The organism is Paraburkholderia rhynchosiae (genome assembly GCF_002879865.1).
GTDB lineage: Bacteria > Pseudomonadota > Gammaproteobacteria > Burkholderiales > Burkholderiaceae > Paraburkholderia > Paraburkholderia rhynchosiae.
In genome coordinates this window covers 314,699-329,608 of sequence record NZ_PNXY01000001.1, presented here as the reverse complement: position 1 = coordinate 329,608, position 14,910 = coordinate 314,699, and the positions used below count along the sequence as shown (strand labels likewise).

At 61.2% G+C, this 14,910-nt stretch carries 12 protein-coding genes; 4 read left to right on the top strand and 8 right to left on the bottom strand.

Annotation, left to right across the window (positions count from 1 at the left end):
- Positions 1–99: 99 nt before the first annotated feature.
- Together C0Z16_RS01470 and C0Z16_RS01465 are read right to left on the bottom strand one after the other, a co-directional pair.
- On the bottom strand, positions 100–1,317 hold the full coding sequence (locus tag C0Z16_RS01470) for a glycosyltransferase (RefSeq protein ID WP_102630455.1): 1,218 nt from the start codon (positions 1,315–1,317) through the stop codon (positions 100–102).
- Positions 1,314–2,756 carry a hypothetical protein gene (locus C0Z16_RS01465; RefSeq protein WP_102630454.1) on the bottom strand — a complete coding sequence of 481 codons (1,443 nt, stop codon included), beginning with the start codon at positions 2,754–2,756 and terminating at the stop codon, positions 1,314–1,316. Before C0Z16_RS01465 ends, C0Z16_RS01470 begins: the two co-directional genes overlap by 4 nt.
- Before the next feature lie 283 nt (positions 2,757–3,039).
- Here C0Z16_RS01465 and C0Z16_RS01460 point away from each other — a divergent pair, with 283 nt between their 5' ends.
- Entirely contained in the window at positions 3,040–4,188 is a 1,149-nt protein-coding gene (locus tag C0Z16_RS01460; RefSeq protein WP_102630453.1) for an acyltransferase family protein, read from the top strand.
- 61 nt (positions 4,189–4,249) lie between these two features.
- On the opposite strand, the gene C0Z16_RS01455 is transcribed toward C0Z16_RS01460, so the two are convergent.
- Entirely contained in the window at positions 4,250–5,452 is a 1,203-nt protein-coding gene (locus C0Z16_RS01455) for a glycosyltransferase (protein ID WP_102630452.1), read from the bottom strand.
- A gap of 370 nt (positions 5,453–5,822) precedes the next feature.
- Here C0Z16_RS01455 and C0Z16_RS01450 point away from each other — a divergent pair, with 370 nt between their 5' ends.
- Both C0Z16_RS01450 and C0Z16_RS01445 read left to right on the top strand, forming a co-directional pair.
- Complete coding sequence (locus tag C0Z16_RS01450) at positions 5,823–7,076, top strand: oligosaccharide flippase family protein (RefSeq protein ID WP_102630451.1); 1,254 nt, start codon at positions 5,823–5,825, stop codon at positions 7,074–7,076.
- A complete protein-coding gene (locus C0Z16_RS01445) occupies positions 7,076–8,149 on the top strand; it encodes a glycosyltransferase (protein WP_102630629.1) in 1,074 nt (357 codons plus the stop codon). The genes C0Z16_RS01450 and C0Z16_RS01445 overlap by 1 nt, the downstream gene beginning before the upstream one ends.
- Positions 8,150–8,187: 38 nt before the next feature.
- Here the strand turns inward: C0Z16_RS01445 and C0Z16_RS01440 are convergent, their stop codons facing one another.
- From C0Z16_RS01440 to C0Z16_RS39295, 3 genes are all read right to left on the bottom strand, one after another.
- Complete coding sequence (locus tag C0Z16_RS01440) at positions 8,188–9,186, bottom strand: hypothetical protein (protein ID WP_244201125.1); 999 nt, start codon at positions 9,184–9,186, stop codon at positions 8,188–8,190.
- Positions 9,187–9,392: 206 nt separating this feature from the next.
- On the bottom strand, positions 9,393–10,025 hold the full coding sequence (locus C0Z16_RS38535; RefSeq protein WP_102630628.1) for a hypothetical protein: 633 nt from the start codon (positions 10,023–10,025) through the stop codon (positions 9,393–9,395).
- A 1,327-nt stretch (positions 10,026–11,352) separates the two neighbouring features.
- Entirely contained in the window at positions 11,353–11,616 is a 264-nt protein-coding gene (locus C0Z16_RS39295) for a hypothetical protein (RefSeq protein WP_279635045.1), read from the bottom strand.
- Between the two features lie 74 nt (positions 11,617–11,690).
- Between C0Z16_RS39295 and C0Z16_RS01430 the strand changes: the two genes are divergently transcribed.
- Positions 11,691–13,412: a hypothetical protein gene (locus C0Z16_RS01430; protein WP_279635044.1), complete on the top strand. Its 1,722-nt coding sequence runs from the start codon at positions 11,691–11,693 to the stop codon at positions 13,410–13,412.
- 216 nt (positions 13,413–13,628) lie between these two features.
- Here C0Z16_RS01430 and C0Z16_RS01425 read toward each other — a convergent pair whose 3' ends face one another.
- Both C0Z16_RS01425 and C0Z16_RS01420 read right to left on the bottom strand, forming a co-directional pair.
- Complete coding sequence (locus C0Z16_RS01425) at positions 13,629–14,225, bottom strand: hypothetical protein (RefSeq protein ID WP_102630448.1); 597 nt, start codon at positions 14,223–14,225, stop codon at positions 13,629–13,631.
- A gap of 27 nt (positions 14,226–14,252) precedes the next feature.
- Positions 14,253–14,810: a hypothetical protein gene (locus tag C0Z16_RS01420; protein WP_102630447.1), complete on the bottom strand. Its 558-nt coding sequence runs from the start codon at positions 14,808–14,810 to the stop codon at positions 14,253–14,255.
- Positions 14,811–14,910: the final 100 nt, after the last annotated feature.

Below are 14,910 nucleotides of genomic sequence, written 5' to 3'. Positions count from 1 at the left end.
GTGCAGTGGAGTGAATGATGAAGGCGGCGGCGCAGAGCGTGCGCCGCCGCCGGCGCTTGTGTCGTGTTCACGCGAAGGCTGTTTCAGCCGTGATGGAATTCAGCGGCTCTGCTGACCGACTTCGCGGAAGGTGGCGAGCGGGTTTTCGCGTGCGTCGTCGTCGTGGCTGCCTCTCGTTTCCAGCAATGCAGTCAGCGCGCTCACCATTGTCTCGATTCTGAAACGAGCATTGAATGTGTGTGCGGCTTGCATGCGCATCGCGTCGCGCGCGGCATCGTCGAGTTCCAGCCAGCGAAGGAGACTCTTTTCGGTGCCTTCGACGGTGTCCGCTGCCACCAGCCCCGCGCCGTCCTCTTCGATTTCGCGCCACACGTTGACCTTATCGGAGATCAGCGCGGGCAGTCCGCAGCCGAGTGCCTCGGCCACCGCAACGCCGAAATTTTCCTGATGCGACGGCAGCGCGAACACGTCGCTTGCATGAAACGCACCCCACTTGAGATCGCCCTGCAGCATGCCCGGCAGACTCACGCGATGCCCGATGCCGGCCGCTTGCGCCCGAGCGCGCAGACTCGCGGCCCAACCGGTTTCATCGGGACCGGCGATTACGAGGTGCAACGCGCCGTCATGCTTCGCCACGCGTGCGAATGCGTCGATCAGCAGATCGCAACCCTTCTTTGCATGCACTCTGCCGAGAAACAGCACAATGCGTTTGCCGCGTGCGCCGGGCACCGCCTGCAAAAATGCTTCGCGTACGGACGCTGCGTCGAACTGGGGCACCGTGGTGCCGAACGGCACGATCTGCTCCCGAGCGCGATAGAGCCAGAACGATTGACGCGCCCGCGTACGCTCTTCCTCGGTCGTGAAGATTACGGCGCGCGCGTCGCGCAGCACACGGTACTCCGCCCAGGGCCAGTAAAGCCACTTCTTCAGATGCTTGAGCGGATATGCCTCTTTGAACCACGGATCGAGCATGCCGTGTGCGTACACGTAATACGGCACGTCGCTGCCGTGCAGGGCCTTCCACGTCGCCCAACCATGGTATTGCCACAGGCCGTGCACGATGACGGCGTCGAAGCGTTTCGCGTGACTCGCGAGCCACGGCGCGAGATACGCGCTGTAGCTATAGCGATTCGACGTTGGGCCGAATGCGTGAACGGGAAACGGGAAGGTCGCGAGGTACGCGTCGTCCGGGGCATCGCAGGTGGCGACTTCGATCTCGTGCCCGGCATCCTGCATGGCGACGCCGCTGCGGCGAACGCCTTCAACGGGGCCACCGGCGCGCGGATCGACGCTTGAGAGCACGTGGAGGATTTTCATTGCGCGATGTCCGGTCGGTTGGTGCCCGGCAGTCTTGCCGTGTGCGACATGCCGAGCGTGCTCGCCAGATCGGCGCGGCCCATGCCCGGTTGAATGCGCCCAGGCAAGTCAGGCATGACGGCGGGCCGCATGCGACGGGCCGCGCGCATACGTCTCGCACGAGCGGGTAGTGCGCGCTGCAAACGTACATAGGTGGCGATCATCAAACCGAGGCCGATACCGAATACAAGGCCGGAAAAACGCGGCCCGAGAGGATTGCCGCCAATCGACGTGGCCGGCAAAGCGGCAAATAGCATGATCGCGCGCCCGAGTACCGGCAGCATCGGCGCATCGGGTACGACCGAACGCCAGTAGCGATATGAGAAGAAACACACACCGAGCGCGCCGAGCGTGGCGAGCGGCATCGCGATACCGAACACGAGTCCGCCTGCGAAGAACTGATAGACCCAGAAGTTGTGGCCCGCGGCCCATTCGTTGATCGCGTAGAAATCCTTCTTGCTGAACTGGCCTGCAAGATCCGGCAGATAAGCCGGTGAGTAGCGATAGTAGTGCCCGTAGCCAGCGCCGAACAGCAGCGTTTCCGGCGACGCCGTGACCTGATCGTACTGATCGCGCATTTCGGCGAGCCGCGTGATGGTGGTCGGGTCCTTGCCGGAGACGGTTTCCTCGGACGCGAAAATGCGTTGTGTCCAGTGCTCCCCGACGTTCGGCACGGCCAGCATGGCGAGGCCAGCCACGCCCGCTAGAACCGCGCCGACGAGAAGGCCGCGAGCGATTGCGCGGGAGATCTGCCGCACCGACGGCGCGCTGAGCGCCATTGCGATCAGAAATAGCAGCACCGTGCCGACCAGCAGACTGCGGGTCACGCTCAGCAATTCAACGATCACGGTGCCTGCGAACACCGTGATCGTGAAGAACGAATAGCGCTTGGCAACGACGAATTCGTGCAGCAATACACCTTGCAGTGCAAGCAATGTCACCGAGATGATGCGAAAGCGCAAGTCGTCGAGACCGCCGCCCGTCGCAATGCCGTAGACGAAAGTGAACACGAGGCTGATCACGTTGGCCGCGAACAGCGCCTTTTCGAAGTGAGCAATTCTCTGCTCGCTCCACGGCCGGCAAGCGACGAGATAGCCGAGCATGAACAGCACGAACGGCAGCAGCACGCGTAAATAGTTGCCGCTATCGTTGTCCTGGGTCAGTTGGGCGACCACGCTGCCAAACACGCACAACAACAAGCTCGCGGTGACGATGGAGCGAAGCCGGGAGCGGTCATGAAATCGCGGCGCGATCAACAGAAGGGCGAGTCCCGCCGCGGCGGCGGGAATGACAAAGACAAACTGGACGAAGTGGCCCGTGGTCGCGTTGGTCGCCTTAAAGTCCAGCGCAAGCGGTAATAGAAAAATCCATATCCAGGGCGTTGCATATTGATGGCGCATTCTGATTCCTCCCCGTCGCCGTCGTTTTGCCGTCGTCTAAGCGGACGGTCTCGCGTCGGGTCATTGTGAGCGCATCTTCAGGCTCGCGGATATCGCTAAACCGGATCCGTCTCTGGCTGCCTGGATTCTGGCGACAGTGGAAAGGGCTATGCCCGCAAGACGCACGCAAGCTTTCAGATGTTGTCGGTGAATGCCTTGATGTTGGCGCGCGCGTATGCTTGCCGACACCGAAGATGCAAACAGGAAGATGCGCCCGCGAAAATGTAAAAAGGGGAGAACAACGATGAAATTATTTGGCGGGACGGGACCCGCGAACGGGAGACGGGCGATCGAGCTGGACTTCGTCCGCGGCATTGCAATTATCGCGGTGATGGGCTTTCACTTCCATGCTGTTCATACCGGCAACGTTCTGATTCAGATTATCGAGTACCCGTTGAAGAACTTCGGGCGAGAGGGTGTCAATCTGTTCTTTACGTTAAGCGGTTTTCTGGTCGGCGGCCTGCTGCTTCGGCAATACGCCGAAACGGGCCACGTCGACGCGCGCCGCTTTATCGTCCGGCGGATGTTCCGCATCTGGCCTGCGTATTACGTGTTGATCGTGTTTCATCTACTGGCTGGCCGGCATCCATGGAATACGTTTCTATTCCAGAACCTCACGCACTTGCAGAACTATCTCGGCACGTCGATCACGCAGACATGGAGTCTCGCAGTCGAAGAACATTTCTATCTCGTGCTGCCTGCCCTTTTATTGGTGTTCTCGCGCTGGCGTCTCAGCGCATGGACGATTGTCGGCGTGCTTTCCGCTATCTGTGCGGTAACGCTCACAGCGCGTTGTTTCGCGGTAGCGGGCGGCGATCTGCAAGGCGCATTCGCGTACACGCAATATCGCATCGACAGCTTGCTGATCGGCGTGATCCTCTCGGCAATCTACTGGATGAAGCCTGGCATCTATCATCAGATCGCGAAGCGCAAATGGCTGCTGGTCGGCAGCGTCGCGCTGCTCTGCGGATGGCTTGCATTCGCGACCAGGAACGTCGCGCTCGACGAAAGCATCGGCTATACGATTCAGGCACTCGGCTTTGCCGCGCTTATCGTGCTCGTGCTCGAGTACTCCGGATCGCTCCGCTCGACATGGGCGTATCGCGGCGTCGCCTGGATCGGGCTCTACTCCTACGGTATTTACTTATGGCACTCGCTCGCGCTTGCTCCCGGCGACATGCTGATTCGCAAGGCGACAGCGCTCGGTCTCGCGCCGAGCGTGATCTGGATTGTCGCGCTCGCCGCGCAGTTCGCCATCGCAATCGGAATCGGCTACGTCACCACGCGCGCGATCGAATACCCGTTCCTATGGATGCGCAACACGCTGTTCCCGGAAAAGCGCAGCAGTTCGGTGCGCGAGGAAGTGCCGGTCGCGGGCGGGCAGTTGTCCTGAGAAGGCGTACGACAAGAGCGCCGGCGAATCACCGGCGTTCCTCCTGGTGAAGGTCCTTGAATCACGCCATCTGCTGCAGCAAGGTGTGCTTGAATTCGCCTAGCGTGTGTCGCGACAGAAGATCGTCGCGAGCGGAAGCCGTTGGGTGTTCATGTGGCCACGAAGTCATCGTTTCGGTAATGGCTTTGCCGATCGACACCGAACTGAGATCGCTCAGAATCGGTCCCAATTCACAGCGCTTGCTGAACCAGCCAATCAAACCGTCTTCCGTTGCGATCACCGGCTTGCCGAAGCGATACGCCTGCACGAGCACGCCGCTCATGCCGTAATGGCCTTTGTAGCCGAGCCATACCGCGTCACATGCGGAGAACAGATCGCGTTCCATATCATTCGAAATGAATGAATCGACCACCAGCGGCGCGGGCTTGAGACTACGCACATGATTGCGCATGAAGTGGCGCGTGCCCGCATCCTGTTCGCCGGCCACGATCAGCGTGGGCGCATGCTCGAGGCGCGTCATTGCATGGACGAGTTCGTAGATTCCCTTGCGTTCCGTGATCGCGCCATACACCAGCAGGTAGCGTTGCGCGGGATCGAGGCCAAGACGTTCGCGGGCGAGCGCCGGATCTTCCGCGTGCTCATCGGGAAAGGGGTCGGCCACATAAGCCACCGCTGCACTGCGCTTCGACGCATTGAGCGCCGACCATTCGGGCAACGTCGGATCGATACTCAGCAACGTGCGCAGACCCGGCGTGCGAATCGCGCGCTTGAAGAGCTGCGCCTTGATCGCGTTGACGAGTGGGCGATCGGGCGCCTTGATGCCGACCTTGTGATGATGAAACGTGGAGCGCATCGTAATGCCAATCCACGGTGTCATACCGAAAGGCGAACCGAGAAACGGCAGTCCATAGAAGAAGTAATCGGCGTAAGGCACGACGACGAGCCGGATCGACTGCTTGCGGCTGAGAATCCGATAGGCGCGCTCGAAATAGTGATGAAAGCGCCAGTACTGATTGCGCTCGCGCAGACGGTGAGTCGGACTCTCTTCAGGATCGACGAAGGCGATCTGCTGATCCGCCCCGTTCGCGGCGGTGATCTGCCGCGCGAGCCGGTGATCTTCGTTCCCGCATTCGGTGACGAGAATACATGGATAGCCGGCTTCCGCGCAGGCCTGCATGGTCCACTCGACATAGCGCCAGCGATGGCCGGTGAGATTAGGTTCGATAATCAGGACGAAGTCGGGTTCGATCACGTCGGTACGCATAGGGGGAGATCTGCCTGCATGGTTGGTGAATTGCGTCGGCGGCACTGCCAGCACGAACGGAGTGGCCCGCGCCGCCGGCTCTGCCGCGGCGGCAGATGAACAACGTTAGCACTGGGCGAAGCGGCAAAACTGCCTATTTCTCGCGTTGTGTGGCTAAACGTACTACCACGCAAGGGCTCCGGCTGAAGCGGCCTGGTTGATGGCGGTTGTCGCCGATTCTCTCGCGGTAAGGTCGTGCTTACGGTTCCAGATTAACCATCGCCAGCTTTCTGGCAACGACCTGATTCATCAAGCGCTGCGGCATTCACAGCGAGTTACGACACGCTGGATCAAACCGCTGAACGGCGCTGCAATTCGACGGAGAACCAGCTTGCGGGCGATCAGGCTTCCCGCGCTCACGATAGCGAGCAGCTTCGGCGCGAGCGCAGCAACGTGGGTGTTATTGCAACAGTTCGCGGTGCGTGGACTGGTGGCCATCAAGTTTCTTGCGATTGGCCGCATGCTCGGACCGGCGGCAATCGGCAGCGTGAGCGTGGCTTTGCTCGCGGTCGCGATCGCCGAGGCGTTGTCCGACACGGGACTCGCGCAGGCGGTGATTCAGGGCGAACATGCGCCGACGCGCTCTCAACTCGGTGCGGTATGGACGACGCTGACCGCGCGCGGCGTGCTGATCTCTCTGCTGCTCGTCGCGCTGGCGCCGTTGCTGAGCAGTCAATTTCATCTCGATGGATCGCTCGTGCTGATCCAGCTCGCCGCGTTGCTGCCGCTGTTGCGCGGGCTCGCGTCGCCGACTTACTACGTGGTGCAGCGGGAGCGGCGTTTTCAGCATATTGCGGGCGTCGAAGTGGCCGCGGCCTTCGTCGATTGCTCAGTTGGGCTTGCGCTCGCTTATCTCGGGGCCGGCGCGGCTTCCGTGCTGATCGGCCTCGTCGTCGGTGAAACGCTCAAAAGCACGCTGACGTGGGCGACGATGAAACCTCGGCCGCCAGTGCGCGCGGTGTGGTCAGGCATTGGTCAGTATGTCGGTTTCAGTCGATGGATCTGGGCCAGCAGTGTCATCAATCTGCTGCTTAACCAGTTCGACAAGGTGGTGGTCGGCAAGCTGCTCGGCCCTGCGCAACTCGGCAGCTATCAGATGTCGTCGCGTCTCGCGCAGATGCTGCTCGCCGATGCCGCCATCGCCATGTCGCAATACCTGTTTCCAACGTTCGCGGCGCATCATCGCCGCGATGCTCGAGCGGCTTCGCGGCTCATCAGGATTTATCTGCTCGTGGTCGCGGTCGGGCTGGCCGCCTTTGTCGAAGTGCTGCGGTTGATCGCCGAGCCGATGTTCTCGCTGATTCTCGGTGCGGCCTGGCTGCCAGCAGTGCCGCTCTTCAGAATACTCGTGATCAACATGGCGATCGGGGCGTTGATCGCAGTGCTGGTTGCCTATTTGCGCGCGGTTGGGGATGCCAAGGCGACCGTGCATGCGTCGGCGATTCAGGTCGTGGTGCTGCTCATCAGCGCGCCGCTCGCGGTTCACTGGTGGCGCGTGACGGGCATCGCCTGGTCGATGACGCTCGGTCTCGGCTGCGCGGCTGCGTGGATGTTATATAGAACGCTGACGACGAGGGCGGCATGATGCGTGTCTTCCATCTGGTCCTGGCGCCGCGTTTGTCGGGCGCCGAAGTCCTCGCGAAAGATCTCGCACTCGATCAATGCGCCGAGGGCATGGCGGTATGCGTGGGCTCGCTGTTGCCCGCGCATGCGGACTTCGCGCCGCTGGCGGCCGAATTGCACGCGCACGGCGTGCAGTGCTGGTTTCCGCAAAGACGGTACCGCACGCCGCGCAAGCTGTGGGATCTGTTCATGGCGGTCAGGCATTTTCGTCCGGATGTGATCTTCGCGCATGCCACCATTCCGTCGTTTTATGCGCGCGCGTTGCCGCTGCGCGTGCCGGTCGTCTATGTGATGCATTCCGCGACCAATGACTTCGAGCGGCCGCTCTTCCGGCGCGTCGAACATCTGCTGTCGGGACGCGCGAGCGTGGTGATCGGCGTATCGCAGCAAGGCCTGACGGACTACATACAGGCAATAGGCGTCCATCCTTCGATGACGGTCGTGCCGAACGGCGTCGACCTCGCGCGCTTTGCGTATACCGATGGCGGGCAACGCGACATGAATGTTAGGCAGATCGTGCAGATCGGCCGATACGCGTCGGTTAAAAATCAATTGCTCACGGTGCGCGCTTTTAGCGAAGTACTCAAGCGGGTCGAGGACGCACGCCTCGTGTTGTACGGAGTCGTCGAAGACCCGGAGTACCAGCGCGCCGTCGTTGTGCTTGCAACGGAACTCGGCGTTGCGGATTGCGTTGTGGTGGCCGGTCCTCGCAGCGATGTAGCGACGGTGTTGTCCGAGTCGAGCGTATTCGTCATGCCCTCGCGCTCCGAGGCGCATAGTGTGGCGTTTCTCGAGGCGCTGGCATCGGGCGTGCCGATCGTCGCGAGCAAGATACCGGCGTTTGCATTCGCGAATGGATTTCCCGGCGTGCAGTTGGTCGACACCGACAATGCGCATTGTTACGCCGATGCGATTGTCGCTGCGTTAGCTGAAAAGAGGGCACAACGCTCGCTTGCGGGCCTCACACTAAGAGATACCGCAGAGCGGTATCGCGCGATTGCCCGGCAGGTATGCCCCGCAGTGTCGGCGCGTTAGGCCTTTGATTCGCGCGTGTCGCCTGCACGTGCACCAGTTCAATGATGAGCGTTGACGTCGCGCGTATCGGACGCCGGTTCGGATAGAGGCTCGGTCGTTCGAGCGCTTTGGAGCGCGGACTCCTGCATGGCGAGCGTCACGAGACGCCGCGCTTCCTTGCTGCTGGAATCGACCTCGAGCGCGCTCCCGGCGTTACGCGATACGCAATCCCAACGCGCGACGTGGCCACAGCCTCGCGCGAGACTCAGCAGTGCGTCGCGCTGCTGTTCTCTTATGTTGACTGCCGAACGCAGGTTATGCGCGTCGCGGCTTTGCGGTTGCACAGCGATAGCCGCAGCAATGCGTGCCTTCGTCGCCGATAGATTGTTGTCCCGAAGACTGGCGCGCGCGGCACGCAGATGCCGCGACAAGTCGGCACGTGCTTTGTCTTCGGCGGTGACGACTGCTGTGACTGGCGCGGTGACCGGCGCTGTGCCTGGATTGCGCTTCGCTGCGGCGGACGTACCTGACGTACCTGACGTACCTGACGTACCTGATGTACGCGATGCGACGGCCGCAACGGATGCCGTTGTGACAGCGGGCGTCACCGCGCGACGGGCAGCTAACGGCGAAGAAGCGGGCAACGCCGCGGTCGATGCAACCGGCGGCGGCTTGGATAGCGCTTCGGGTTGAGGCGGCGCGCTAGCGACTGTTGTCGATCGGACAGCAGAAGCAGTCACGGGACGCTGCGCGGCGATGACGGGCGGCTTCATGTCCTGCGTCTTGACCGCGCCCGATACGGCGACAGGTTCGCCGTGCGACTCGCTGCTCCCGCGGTGTATGAACCCCAGATATACCGCCGACACCACGAGCAGCGCCGAAGCGGCAAGCACGAGCGGCTCGCGCAAGCGTCGATAGGTGGTGAGAACAACCACGGGTTCTTTGACCACGGCATACGGATTGACCAGCGCGCGCGACGGACTCCAGACGCCACGCGTCGGCAGACGGCTTGCGGGCGCCGGGCGGTCGTAGTCGAGTCGAACGGTCAGGATTGGCAATGGTGCGGCATCGGGATCGGCGGAACGCGCATCACATGAACAGCAGCGCGCCGAGCGGCTAGCGAGTGTTGCGCCACATTGTTCGCATTCCGAAGAATCGTTCTGGTCTGAGTTCATGTCGTTATGTATTGCGATGCTGCCGACGGCATCACATGCCGTCGCCGGACTCAAAGTACAGACGCAGCAACAAGTCTCGTAACCGCGGCTTACTGTGCGACGACATAACCCCGTGCCTGCATGCATGCGCCGTATGCAGCCCAATACTGTGTCATTGGCGGTTCTGGCGCCGGCAGTGGCGGTAAGGTTGCGGTAGGCGCCGCGGTGCCCGGCTGTGAGGCGTCGGTCGCGTTTGCCGTCGTCGCCGGCTGTGAGGCGCTCTTGTCCGCGATCGCTGCGGACGCCGGCTGGGTTGCCGAGGCCGCGTGCCCGGCATTCGCACTCGTGCCTGGTGTCCCACTCGCGGGTGTGGCCGACGCCGCGTTGCTTGCGGTTGCGGTGCCCGGCTTCGCGGCCGGTGCCGCGCCGGGCGCTGCTGGCGCTGCGTCGGCCGGCATGCTGGCGCCAGGCGGGGCCGAAGAGAACGTGCTCGGAGGCAACGGCGGACGTGAGGGCGCGCCGGTCGACGATGTTTTGGTGCCAGCCGGTTTGCGCGGTGGAGATTGCGGTTCGCGTGCGATGTTGATCTTGGTTTGCTTGTTAGCAGTCGCGTAACACATCGCACTGTCGATGCTGCGCTGATAAGCGCTTTGGCTTCGAATCGGATAGATGACCGGCTGCCACGCGAAGGCCGCGCTGCTAACCGCCATTAACGTCATCAGGGTATAGGTCTTGTATCCCATCGCAGTCGCTCCCGCAGCGATGTTGAGCCGTTCGCCGGCAATTGCGCTTCGCGGTACGTTCTGATCGCTTTGACTTCGCCGCAAAACGGCGGCCCACTGCCCGCAAAGGCTGCTTTCGTGAGCGTACCACTGTGGTGCGCCGGCTCAGTGCGTTGCATAACGCGCGAAAACGCCATCGTGCAGTCGAATCAGGACATGCCATAGGAAGGCCGCTCCAGCTGGAATGCTATGGGATGTCTGTTAGGGAAACAACCGGCGACGTCGAGCGGGAATTGTCGGCGCGGTTGTGGCGGAAAGGCACGTCAGAATGCGCTAGAGCGCCGTCCCCAATTGCATTTTCGGCTGACGAATACAGGCGTTACGTTTTCCGCGCGATCGAGAGGCGGCCTTTTCCCGCAGCGCGCAATTTGCGAAAGCGTGGACTCGTCATCCGCAGTACAGGTCGGATTGCCACTTATCGCCTCGCATCACCGCTTCGTTGCAGTTTTGAAACGTTTATAATTCTTACGCCGAGACGCCCTGTAAGTAATACCGGGGACGCCTCGATCCGCAGTGGGCCTCAGCAAGATTTCCATTGACGGCGTCTTCAGGCGCCGCACAGTGGTGGTTCGGGTAACGCTAACAGGCGAGTTAGCGCTCATCCGCACCGCTTGCCTGATGTCTGTCGCCAGTTTGGATCGTGCGTGACAGACGGTGTTTCCGAAGCAAATACCTTGTCGATGACCGGAAGTGAAAATGGCTTTGGTTAGACGTTAGGTGAACTAACGTCTGTCAATGCCCGTTGAACAGAAGGCGCTTTGCGCTATTGGAGTTCGCAGCGAGCGCAAAAAGCGCAGCCGTCTTCGATTGCGCCGCGATTGCCCGTCCAGAAGAACAGGCAAGCGCCGCCGCATGGGTTTTTCAATTAGATAGTAAGGAATACGTAATAATGGCGCCGTTGAAAAATACGGCGCATGGCGTCTCATCTTCGTTCGCGATGACCGTTATCAATGCGTTCCAGGCTTCACCTCTTTCTCTCACATCCAATAACGCCAAGGCAGGACGGCTCGATCGATCCTGCTCAATTTTCGGGGACAACTCCTCTTAGCGAAGACAGGGACAATGGTTAGATATTCGAAGTTTGTCGGGATTGCAGCCACAACGATGCTGGCATCGTTCGGGGCAGAAAGCGCGCACGCTCAGGCCAGCACGATCACGGTTGCGGGTCAGCAATACAAGCTGTGCGCACAGGAGAATGGCAAGTGCTCATTTCTTGGCACAGCCTCAGTGGTGTTCGGCGCGGTCCCGCCCGATGCACCTTCGACGATGTTGACGAGTCCGCGCACATTCAGCAATGGCGTGGGCTGTTATCTCGGTGCGGTTTCGCAAACCGACCCGGCATTCGGCTACGATAAGTCGTGCTGGATGAAGGCAGCCGCAGCGACGCCTGCACCGGCACCTGCGCCTGCACCTGCACCTGCACCTGCGCCGGCGCCTGCGCCTGCACCTTCGCCTGCACCTGCACCTGCACCTGCACCTGCACCTGCACCTGCGCCTGCGCCTGCACCGACACCAACTCCGACTCCGACTCCGACTCCGACGCCCACGCCATCCCCGTCCGCAACTCCAAACGCGACGATCTCGTGTGGCACGCCGACGCAAACCGCCGGCGGAACCGCAAACGGCGTGATCAGCGCCGATACGCCGACCACCGACGGTCTGCGCGTCTTCCCGAACAACGCAGCGTTCAAGATCGCCATTACGACGAACGCGGCGAACGCCGATACCGTCGTCTGGTCCGTGGCCGACTCGAATGGAGCGATCAAGACGCAGGGCAGTTTCGCGGTCAACTCCGGCGTGCAAACCAACACGCTGTCGTGCAAGTCGACGTGGGCCGGCTACGGCGCACTCACTGCGACGTTGCGCTCCAACGGCGGCACACTGCCTCGAAGCGGCACGCGACCCACGGGCATTGCGACCTTCGGTGTGCTGCCCGACCTGAGTTCGGCGATCGGCACGGTTACCTATGCGCATCAGGACCAGCATCGCTTCGGCATGCAGGGCTTCAACGGCAATATCGCGGCGCTGCACGCGCTCGGCATCTCGTGGACGATCGACGACCGTCAGGTATCGGCGATGGAACCCAACGGCCCCAACACTTATACGCCTAGCGTGAACGACCTCGATCCTTTCTACAAGGCTAATCCCGACCAGATGCGCATTGTGCGTCTTGACGGCTTACCCGCCTGGGATTCGAAGACCGGTCAGTACAACGACAGCTACTATGCGCCGTCGAACATGCCAGAGTTCCAGAACTTCATGGCGAAAGTCGGCACCGACACGAGTTCGATTCGTGCTGCGAACTATCCGAATCAGCAGAAGAACTATTATCAGGTGACGTGGGAGCCGAGCCTCGGCTGGGCGGATAGCGACGCGAACTTCGTCGCCATGTATAAGGCCGCTTACCAGGGCATTCACTCGACCGATCCCAACGCTATCGTGATGGGCACGGGCAACCCGTTTGCGTCGAATTGCGACACCTGCACGACCGGCTATCTGAAGAAGTTCGGCGCGCTCGGCTTGTGGAATTACATCGACGCGGTTTCAACGCATGGCTACTGGAATGCCGGCACCTATCCGGCGCATCCGCCGGAATTGCAGGACGCCGATCCGGATCCGGCGAACCAGGCCAATGCGCTCGACAACCAGATGACCCAGTTGCGTTCGGTCATGCAGGCGGGCAAGCCGAACATGAAGCTCTTCTTCACGGAAGCGGGCGTGAGCTACGATCCTGGCCTCAACTATGGTCCGACGGTACCGTCGCAGAACCAGTTGTTTGCCCATGCGGCAGTGGGCGTGCGTGCGCACATCATCGTGCTCGGCGGCGGGGCGCAGGTCACGACGTTCTTCTACGGTCCGGACTATCCGGGCGAAGTCGGCTACGGCGCGTTCTTCGACCTGAACAACGCACAGGGTGCGTTCGGTGCTACCAATCTGTCGCCGAAGCCCGAGGCAATGGCCTTCGCTACGATGACGCGCGTTCTCGACGGCACCAATACCTTGGGTCGCGTCAAGGGTACGCCGTCCGGCACGTTTGCGTATTCGTTCCAGCAACTCGGCAACGGCAAGGTCGTGACGGCGGCATGGGCGCACAGCAATGCGCAATGGCCCACGAGCAACGGCGTCTACAGCCAGACGTACTCGACCAGCTACTCGCTGCAGGTCGACGGCGCAGGCACGTCGGGCAATGTGACGAAGATCGACGGATACGGCAATGTCAGCACCGTTCCGTATAGCAATGGTTCGGTCACGTTGACGCTTACCGAAGTGCCGCAGTACATCGTGTCGAATAACGCGACGGTCGCCCAGAACAATTCGACTGTTCCGCTCGGCTACACCGGTCAGTAAGCGCGCATCAAGCGACAGCGCACCGCGCTGGCGACTATCGACGCGCCGCCATTTAACCGTGGCGGCGCGTCGATCCATTTTCAACCGCTGCGGAATCGGCCCGCATCGGTTGCGCTCTGTCTGCGCTATTGCTTTTGCGCCGCGCGCTGGAGCATCGCTTCGCCGATTCGATTGTCGAGTGCCTTCAGCGCCTCGCCGGCATCTGCTACCAGTTGATTACTGACGAAGTTCAGCCGTTTCCTGCATCGCCGACTGCATCTTTTGAACTGCGTCGAGCGTTGCGCGTTGGGCGGCCAGCCCAAAGTTGCGCTTGAACTCACTGAACTCAGCATGGCCGGAGCCCGTTACCGCTTTCTTCGTTACCAGCTTGCCGGTCGGGTCGGTCACCGTGCACTCGAGCGTCACTGTAAAGTCGGTGGGCGGCCACGTGAGCAGGCTTCCCGAAGATGAAGTGGTGGTAATCGTCGGCGTGACGATATAGCTCAGGTTCTTCGACTGCGAAGTCGTGGCATCGGGCGCCGAATTCAGCTTTACGACGTCCTTGAAAACATTGCTCAGTTCGAGGTAGATCGGCAATTCGAGGTCGTGATACGGCTTGTAGGCGACCTTGTCACCGCCGCCGCCGGGCGAGACGACTTCCTTGCTGCGCTGTTCATCAGTAATCACGAGACCGACGGTCTTGTTGATCGGCGAGGCCGTCTTCGAAACGAGCGAGGCATTGTCGCCGGAGATTGTAATGTCGTGTGCGCAGCCAGACAGGAACGCGATAATGCCGGCGGCGCATGCGGCGCGCAGTACATTGCTGAATTTCATGGGAATGGGTCCTTGTGTCGAGTGGTCTTAGCGGATGGCGCTGATAAACGCCGGATCCGAATACAGGGCGCCAAGCAGCTTCTGTACGATGAGCGGGTATTGCTGGGTGGCTCTGGGTACGGCGATCGCTGCCGCGAATGACGAATCCCATTCGCCGCGCACGGTTTTCACCTGGTCGTAACGCACTGCATCGTTGCGCTTGACGACGAAACGCGCCGACATGGTTCCCACGCCCGTGCCAATACCGACGTCAACGCTGTTTTCAAGGAGTATCCCGTCGAGTTCGACCGATGCCGACGGTGAAAGCGTGCCGGCGAGCGTCAGCTCCTGCGTAACGGCGTTCGAGAGGTAATCGGCGAACGACTTGCCAACGGGCGAGCGCATTACGTTGGCGCGCACCGGTACGGGGTAGCGATTGCTGCCGCCGTCCTGGCTCTGAAAGTCGCCAATGCGCGCGTGCACAGGCGAGGCGTTTTTGAGCGTCTGGATGTTTTCGACGGAAGGGGAGTAGGGCGTCGCCACCACCGAACATGCAGCAAGCATGGTCAGTGGCGCGAAGAATATAAGTCTTCTCGGATAGGTCATGTCGTTCTGGTCGTTTTGCTGTTGTATATGTGGGCAGCAAGCCAGGCTGCGGCGCCCATCGTTATATCGGCAGACGAATCCGGAAGTTGAGTGCGACCTG

Excerpts from the sequence above, each read along its gene's own strand:
- C0Z16_RS01470 (WP_102630455.1), bottom strand. The coding sequence starts at position 1,317 with ATGAAAATCCTCCACGTGCTCTCAAGCGTCGATCCGCGCGCCGGTGGC.
- C0Z16_RS01465 (WP_102630454.1), bottom strand. The coding sequence starts at position 2,756 with ATGCGCCATCAATATGCAACGCCCTGGATATGGATTTTTCTATTACCG.
- C0Z16_RS01460 (WP_102630453.1), top strand. The coding sequence starts at position 3,040 with ATGAAATTATTTGGCGGGACGGGACCCGCGAACGGGAGACGGGCGATC.
- C0Z16_RS01455 (WP_102630452.1), bottom strand. The coding sequence starts at position 5,452 with ATGCGTACCGACGTGATCGAACCCGACTTCGTCCTGATTATCGAACCT.
- C0Z16_RS01445 (WP_102630629.1), top strand. The coding sequence starts at position 7,076 with ATGCGTGTCTTCCATCTGGTCCTGGCGCCGCGTTTGTCGGGCGCCGAA.
- C0Z16_RS38535 (WP_102630628.1), bottom strand. The coding sequence starts at position 10,025 with ATGGGATACAAGACCTATACCCTGATGACGTTAATGGCGGTTAGCAGC.
- C0Z16_RS39295 (WP_279635045.1), bottom strand. The coding sequence starts at position 11,616 with ATGGCGTGGGCGTCGGAGTCGGAGTCGGAGTCGGAGTTGGTGTCGGTG.
- C0Z16_RS01425 (WP_102630448.1), bottom strand. The coding sequence starts at position 14,225 with ATGAAATTCAGCAATGTACTGCGCGCCGCATGCGCCGCCGGCATTATC.
- C0Z16_RS01420 (WP_102630447.1), bottom strand. The coding sequence starts at position 14,810 with ATGACCTATCCGAGAAGACTTATATTCTTCGCGCCACTGACCATGCTT.